Genomic DNA, 6,358 nt, shown 5'->3' with positions numbered 1-6,358 from the left:
GCCTGATCCTGCGCCCCTTCACCACCGCAGACCTCGACGCCCTCCACGCCTACGAATCCCGCCCCGACGTCACCCGCTACCTCTACTGGGACCCACGCGACCGCGACACCACCCGCGAACACCTCGACAAAAAAATCACCCGCACCGCCCTCCACCACGAAGGCGACGCCATCGACCTCGCCATCACCCTGCGCGACACCGGCGACCTCATCGGCAACTGCCTGCTCATCTGGACCAGCCGGCAACACCGCCAAGGCGAGATCGGCTACGTCCTCAACCCCGACCACCACGGCCACGGCTACGCCGCCGAAGCCACCCGCCCCCTGCTCCACCTCGGCTTCACCGCACTCGGCCTCCACCGCATCGTCGGCCGCCTCGACCCCCGCAACACCGCCTCCGCCCGCGTCCTGGAAAAACTCCACATGCGCCGCGAAGCCACCCTCATCGAGAACGAATTCGTCAAAGGCGAATGGACCAGCGAAGCCATCTACGCCGTCCTCGCCACCGAATGGACCCCATGACCATCCACCACCTCGCCCTGCGCACCGACTGGGACAACGCCCAGCACACGGGGGAGTACCGCATCTCCACCCTCGGCCGCACCCTCGACCAAGAAGGCTTCATCCACTGCAGCCGCGACCACACCCAGCTACGCGCCGTCCACACCGCCTACTACAGCCACGTCACCGAGCCACTGCTCGTCCTCGACATCGACCCCACCGGCCTCGACATCCGCACCGAGAACGGCTACCCCCACCTGTACGGACCCCTGCCCGTCACCGCGGTCACCGCCGTACACCCCTACACGCCCTGAAGGACCCCGTGGACACCCGCACCGCCGCCCAGCGCTTCGCCGACACCTGGCAACACGGCTGGACCCACCACGACACCGACGCCATCATCGCCCTCTACCACGACGACGCCGTCCACACCAGCATGCCCTTCCGCCCCCCACACCAGGGCAAACAGGCCATCGCCGACTACATCCGCTGGTCCTTCACCGGCGAAACCGACCCCCACGCCACCTTCGCCACCCCCATCGTCGACGGCGACCAAGCCGCCATCGAATTCCGCGTCCACGCCCACGACAACGGCCGCCCCATCACCCTGGCCGGCTGCGTCCTCGCCCGCTTCGACCACGACGGCCTCGCCGTACAGACCCGCGACTACTGGCACACCACCGACGGACACCACTGACCCGTCAGCGCGGCCCCCGCACCTGCGACACCACCGGACGCGGACGCGCCACCTGCTGCGTACGCATCTGAGACTCATCCACCGGCCGCGCCGGAACCTGCTCCACCTGCTCGGCGCACCCGCCCGCGCAATAGCCGTTCGTCACGATCAGCCGGCCCCGCAACGCCGTGTACGACTCCTTACCCGACGCAGGCAGAACACCCTGACACACCGGACATAACACCGACTCGTTCCCCACGTGCTGCTCCTCTCGGCGCGAATGGCAGAAACTCCACCCTAAATCGCGCAACCCGACAAGGACAGCGAATCAACCGAACGTCAACCGACGCGTCAACACCCGCATGATCACCAGCCGGGGAGACGCACGGCCCGGCAGCGCACCACGAACCCGCCGCCCACCAGCACCGCGACCACCGAGCCGCGCGACCCGCCGGCGCCGACCGGACGCCGCTCGCGCGCCTGGCCCCATCGGGAAATCGTCCCTCCAGTCCCACCCGTTCAGGGGAGCGCCCGGCCCCTCCCGGAACGGTCTACTTGACATAATGTTCATTATCGAGCAATCACCGGAGGGCCCGCATAAACCGTCCGCACCCGGGAAGACGCCCCGCATGCCCGCCCAGATCCCCTTGCAGATCAGCCCCGGCATCATCGCGCTCAGCGCCGTCATCACCGCGGCCGCCATCTGGCTGATCGTCCTCGCCGTACGCCTCACGTACCGGCCGCGCAACCGTCCCGGAATCAGTGTCGATCTTGTCGATCAGGCCCGCGAACTGAAGGCTCTCGGACAGATCCAGGAAGCCGTCTTCCTCGTACGCGGCGAGACCGGCATGAGCCACCGCGCCGCCGCCAGGTTCGTCAACCGTTTATGACCCCCCGCCGGTGCGCGGGCGCGTCAAGCGACGTCATGTCCCATACCAAACAGAAGGTGGGTTCTGTTCGGTATAGGACATAGGACCCGTTTGCCCATAAATCGAGACATCGGCACCACAAACGGCCGGCACGGCCCCGCCTCCTCGCCATACGAACCCCGCGGCTCCCCCTGCGCCACGACAACGGCGAACGGCCGGTTCGGCACCGGAAATCCCCGCCTCCCGGCCTCGACCCCTCCCCCTGGAATCGCGGCGCCATCCACTCCCCTTTGCGACCGGAGCAAGTGATCCTTGCCCGATTTGCCCTAATATGTCTCTCCCTGTCGTGGCGCCGACGGCGCTCCCCCACCCGGGCAGCTCCGCGGGCTGAAATCCTGCCCGGCGCCGACGACGGTGACCTGGGCGGGGCTTCCTGGCGCGGCGGCGGCCGTGCACACGATCTGTTCGACGGCCAGGGTGGACAGGTCGGCTGCCGGTGTGGACGGGTTCACCGCCAGGTGGCCGGCCGGTTCGGCCTTCACCGAGAACGGGGCGGCCTCGGGCGGGACGTCGCTGGTGAGTCCTTGCGCCTGCTCCCCCGGAGTGGGCCCGGCCGCCAGCAGCGCGAGCGTGTCCGCCGGGAACAGCGGGCGCCGGCCGGCCGGCCGGGTCACCGCGTTGAGCCGGCCGTTCTTGACCAGGTAGAGGGTGATCGTCGGGGATGGTGCGACGGGTCCGCTCGGTGGCTCGCCGGCGGAGATGGCGTCGCTGGGTCGTACGCCGCAGCCGGTGACGGCGGCGAGGGAGACGAGGCCGGCGGCGAGTGCGCGGTGTGCGAGCCTGGTCGTCACTCGGGGTCTCCGTCGGGGTCGGGTGCTCGGCGTGGCAGGCGCAGGGTGAAGAGGGCGCCGCCGTCGGGGGCGTTGGTGGCGGTGAGGTCGCCTTGGTGCAGGCGGGCGTTCTCGCGTGCGATGGCGAGGCCGAGGCCGCTGCCTTCGGATCTGGCTCTGGCGGCGTTGGCTTTGTAGAAGCGGTCGAAGACGTGTGGCAGTGCGGTTTCGTCGAGTCCGGGTCCGTGGTCGCGGACGTGGAGGGTGATCCAGTGGGGGTCGGCGGTGAGGTGTACAGATACGGGTGGTTCGCCGTGTCGCAGGGCGTTGCCGACGAGGTTGGCGAGGATGACGTCGACGCGGCGTGGGTCGAGGCGTGCTGTGACGGCGGGTGGGAGTTCGGTGTGGACGGGTTGTGTCCAGCCTCGGTTGCGCAGGGTGGCGTGGACGAGTTCGGCCATGTCGACGTCGTTGAGGGCGAGGGCGGCGACGCCGGAGTCGAATCGGCTGATTTCGATGAGGTCGTTGACCAGTCCGGTGAGGTTGAGGGTTTCCTGGCTGACCAGTTTGGCGGCTCGGCCGGCGGGTTCGGGGAGCTGGGATGCTTCTTCGTCGAGGATGTCGGCGACGGCGGTGAGTGCGGCCAGTGGGGTGCGGAGTTCGTGGGATACGTCGGCGACGAATCGGCGGGCGTCGGCTTCCATGTCGCGGAGTTGTTCGACGTGTCGTTCCAGTTCGGCGGCGGTGTTGTTGAAGGTGTGGGCGACGTCGGCGAGTTCGTCGGTGCCGCGGACCGTGATCCTGGTGCGCATGTGGCCTTGGCCGAGGAGGCGTGCGGCGTGGCCGAGTTCGCGTACGGGGCGGAGTACGCCGCGGGTGGCGAGGAGTGCGAGGAGGACGGCGAAGGCGAGGGCGGCTGCGCCGGTGAGCCAGGCGCGGGTGGCGAGGCGGTCGATGCTGCGTTGTTCGGACAGGAGGCTGCGTACGGTGTAGATCTCGATGCCGGACGGGCGTGTGGGCCGGTCTCCTTCGGTGATCAGCAGGGGTGAGCCGATGATGAGGAAGGGGGCGTCGTACCAGATCACGCGTTGCCAGGCGACGACGCCGTCGGCGACTGTTCGTCGTAGTTCTGGTGGGATCATGGCGGGGTCGAGGCGGCCGGGTGAGTGGGTTTCGTGGTAGAGGGCGATCGCGTAGCCGTTCTGGTCGGTCATGGTGTGGGCGATCTCGGCGAGTTCGGCCTGGTCTGGTGTGGGGGTTCGTAGCGGGTAGAGGGTTTCCAGGCGGTTTTTCATGGCTTGTACGGCGCCGTCCTGGGCGCGTTGCAGGATGGCGGTGCGGGCTTCGACGTACATTCCGCCGGCCACCACCGCCGCGGTGACCACGCACAGCAGTGCGAACGCCGACAGGAGCCGGGCGCGTAGCCCGAGGCTCGGCCGAGGTGTCACCGGTGGTTCACACCGGCCCGAATCGGTAGCCGAATCCGCGGACCGTCTGGATGTAGACGGGGGCGGCGGAGTCGTCTTCGATCTTGGCGCGGAGTCGTTGTACGCAGGCGTCGACGAGGCGTGAGTCGCCGAAGTATCCGTGTTCCCACACTGATTCGAGCAGTTGCTGGCGGCTGTGCACGCGGCCGGGTGTGGCGGAGAGTTCGAGCAGCAGGCGTAGTTCGGTCGGGGCGAGGCTGAGGGGTGTGCCGCGTTTGGCGATCACGAGTCCGGCCCGGTCGATGGTCAGGTCGGCGTGCCGTTCGAGCTCTGCCTGGTCGCGGCCGATGCGGCGGAGTACGGCGCGGATGCGTGCCTCGAGCACTCGGGGTTGTACGGGTTTGACGACGTAGTCGTCGGCGCCCGCCTCGAGGCCGGCGACCACGTCGAAGTCGTCGCTTCGTGCGGTGAGCATGATGATGGGGACGTCGCCGGTGGCTCGGATGCGGCGGCAGACTTCGAATCCGTCGATGCCCGGCAGCATGAGGTCGAGCACGACGACGTCGGGGAGGTCGGTGCGCAGGCGGTCCAGTCCTTGTTCGCCGGATTCCACTGCGCGTACGCGGTGTCCGTGGCGGGTGAGGGCCAGGTCGAGGCCCTCCCGTACGGCGGGGTCGTCCTCGATCAGCAGCACTCGCGACACGCCGCCGAGTTTCACAGCACGCTCCGTAACTCAGTCCGCCGGTCAACGGGTTCCATTGTCGGCCGGTCGTGTCCTCGCTTCGTCGCCGCAATGTCATGGTCGTGTCACGGTCGCGGGGGTGGTGGCGGCCGTCGAGAAACGGTGACATGCGGCGGACAACGCACGCATATTCGGCGCCAATCGTAGTCGGCATGAACGAAGCACGCATCATCCCGCTTCGGCCTCGGGATCGGCTGTTCGCGCTGGTCACGGTGGTGCTGGCGGTGTTGTTGTGGCCGGTGGCGTTCGTCCGCCGTCCTGGCCGGGCCGGGGAAGTGGCCGGTGGTTGGGCGTTGGGGATGCGGTTCCCGGCCGAGGATCTGACGGGGCTCACGGAGGGCGCCAGGGCGGCGTTCGTCGCGGCGCGTACGGAGGCGTTGTGGCGGCATGGCCAGCTGATCGGTCTGACGTCGGGATATCGCGATCCGGCTGTTCAGCAGCGGATGTTCGATGAGGAGGTGCGCCGCTGCGGTTCTGCGGCGTTGGCGCGGATGCTGGTGTTACCGCCGGCGGAGTCGTGTCATGTGCGGGGTGTGGCGCTGGACGTGCGTCCGTATGAAGGCGCGCGCTGGCTCGAGGAGCACGGTGCTCGTTACGACCTGTACCGCATGTACGACAACGAGTGGTGGCATTTCGAGTACCGCCCGGACCGTGGTGGTGTGCCGCCGCGGCGACGGCCTCATCCGGGCGTGGGCTTCGTGTTCGAGGACGGGGACCGGATGCGGCCCGGGTCCTGGGAGTGACGGGGTTCGCTTTCGGTGAGTGACGACGGGTGCGGGTTGCTGGGACGGCGTCTGGAGGCGGCGCGTGAGCGGGCGTTCGTCGGGCGGGAGGAGGAGCTGGCGGTTTTCCGGGCGGCGTTGTGCGGCGGCTGCGGTGTGGTGTTCGTGCACGGTCCTGGCGGTGTCGGGAAGTCGGCCTTGTTGCGGCGGTTCGCTCGTGAGGCGGCGGTGGCGGTGAAGGACTGCGGGCGGTGGACGCCGCGTCAGGACGTGGTGGCGGTGTTGCTGGATCAGCTGGTGGGTGAGGTGCCGTCGGTGGCGCATCGGCGTGCGTTGGAGGTCTGTGCGCATGCGTATGTGACGACGGAGGATCTGCTGCGGGCGGTGTTGGCGGAGGATGCCGGGTCGTTGTTCGGGTGGTTGCGGGGGTTGCCGTTCGTGGAGTCGAACGGCCTCGGGTTGTTTCCGCTTGCTGTGGTGCGGGAGGTGGTGGAGGCGGATCTGCGGTGGCGGGATCCGGAGGGGTACGCGGTGATGCGCGACCGTGTTCGTGCGTATCTGGCGGAGAGGGTGCGCACGGTGGGTGATGGGG

The 6,358-nt window shown here is 68.7% G+C and carries 10 protein-coding genes; 6 read left to right on the top strand and 4 right to left on the bottom strand.

Going from position 1 to position 6,358, the window contains the following annotated elements:
- The first annotated feature begins 2 nt into the window (after positions 1-2).
- From C1J01_RS45270 to C1J01_RS45260, 3 genes are read left to right on the top strand one after another with little or no spacing between them, the layout of a single operon-like run.
- A complete protein-coding gene (locus C1J01_RS45270) occupies positions 3-521 on the top strand; it encodes a GNAT family N-acetyltransferase (RefSeq protein WP_235855100.1) in 519 nt (172 codons plus the stop codon).
- Positions 518-814: a DUF952 domain-containing protein gene (locus C1J01_RS45265; RefSeq protein WP_111185180.1), complete on the top strand. Its 297-nt coding sequence runs from the start codon at positions 518-520 to the stop codon at positions 812-814. The genes C1J01_RS45270 and C1J01_RS45265 overlap by 4 nt, the downstream gene beginning before the upstream one ends.
- An 8-nt stretch (positions 815-822) precedes the next feature.
- Entirely contained in the window at positions 823-1,197 is a 375-nt protein-coding gene (locus C1J01_RS45260) for a nuclear transport factor 2 family protein (RefSeq protein WP_111185177.1), read from the top strand.
- Positions 1,198-1,201: 4 nt separating this feature from the next.
- On the opposite strand, the gene C1J01_RS45255 is transcribed toward C1J01_RS45260, so the two are convergent.
- Positions 1,202-1,435 carry a hypothetical protein gene (locus C1J01_RS45255; RefSeq protein WP_146615973.1) on the bottom strand — a complete coding sequence of 78 codons (234 nt, stop codon included), beginning with the start codon at positions 1,433-1,435 and terminating at the stop codon, positions 1,202-1,204.
- Between the two features lie 304 nt (positions 1,436-1,739).
- Between C1J01_RS45255 and C1J01_RS45250 the strand changes: the two genes are divergently transcribed.
- Entirely contained in the window at positions 1,740-2,066 is a 327-nt protein-coding gene (locus tag C1J01_RS45250) for a hypothetical protein (RefSeq protein ID WP_235855099.1), read from the top strand.
- 305 nt (positions 2,067-2,371) lie between these two features.
- Here the strand turns inward: C1J01_RS45250 and C1J01_RS45245 are convergent, their stop codons facing one another.
- Genes C1J01_RS45245 through C1J01_RS45235 form a run of 3 tightly spaced genes read right to left on the bottom strand, consistent with a single transcriptional unit; the run spans position 2,372 to position 5,005 of the window.
- On the bottom strand, positions 2,372-2,896 hold the full coding sequence (locus C1J01_RS45245; protein ID WP_111185174.1) for a hypothetical protein: 525 nt from the start codon (positions 2,894-2,896) through the stop codon (positions 2,372-2,374).
- Positions 2,893-4,323 carry an ATP-binding protein gene (locus tag C1J01_RS45240; protein WP_220040440.1) on the bottom strand — a complete coding sequence of 477 codons (1,431 nt, stop codon included), beginning with the start codon at positions 4,321-4,323 and terminating at the stop codon, positions 2,893-2,895. The genes C1J01_RS45245 and C1J01_RS45240 overlap by 4 nt, the downstream gene beginning before the upstream one ends.
- A 7-nt stretch (positions 4,324-4,330) precedes the next feature.
- Complete coding sequence (locus tag C1J01_RS45235) at positions 4,331-5,005, bottom strand: response regulator (protein WP_181449322.1); 675 nt, start codon at positions 5,003-5,005, stop codon at positions 4,331-4,333.
- A 146-nt stretch (positions 5,006-5,151) separates the two neighbouring features.
- Here C1J01_RS45235 and vanY-N point away from each other — a divergent pair, with 146 nt between their 5' ends.
- Both vanY-N and C1J01_RS45225 read left to right on the top strand, forming a co-directional pair.
- Positions 5,152-5,787, top strand: a complete 636-nt coding sequence (gene vanY-N / locus C1J01_RS45230) for a D,D-peptidase/D,D-carboxypeptidase VanY-N (RefSeq protein ID WP_235855098.1) — start codon at positions 5,152-5,154, stop codon at positions 5,785-5,787.
- 15 nt (positions 5,788-5,802) lie between these two features.
- Positions 5,803-6,358, top strand: a 556-nt coding sequence (locus C1J01_RS45225; protein WP_146615972.1) for an ATP-binding protein, incomplete at its 3' end; no start/stop codon positions are given.

This window comes from Nonomuraea aridisoli, from assembly GCF_003236395.1.
GTDB classification, from domain to species: Bacteria; Actinomycetota; Actinomycetes; order Streptosporangiales; family Streptosporangiaceae; genus Nonomuraea; species Nonomuraea aridisoli.
The sequence above is the reverse complement of the archived record's forward strand: the minus strand, read 5'-3'. Positions and strand labels throughout refer to the sequence as shown.

Bases quoted from the DNA above. Each gene is read 5' to 3' on its own strand.
- C1J01_RS45265 (WP_111185180.1), top strand. From the start codon at position 518: ATGACCATCCACCACCTCGCCCTGCGCACCGACTGGGACAACGCCCAG.
- C1J01_RS45250 (WP_235855099.1), top strand. From the start codon at position 1,740: ATGTTCATTATCGAGCAATCACCGGAGGGCCCGCATAAACCGTCCGCA.
- vanY-N (WP_235855098.1), top strand. From the start codon at position 5,152: ATGCGGCGGACAACGCACGCATATTCGGCGCCAATCGTAGTCGGCATG.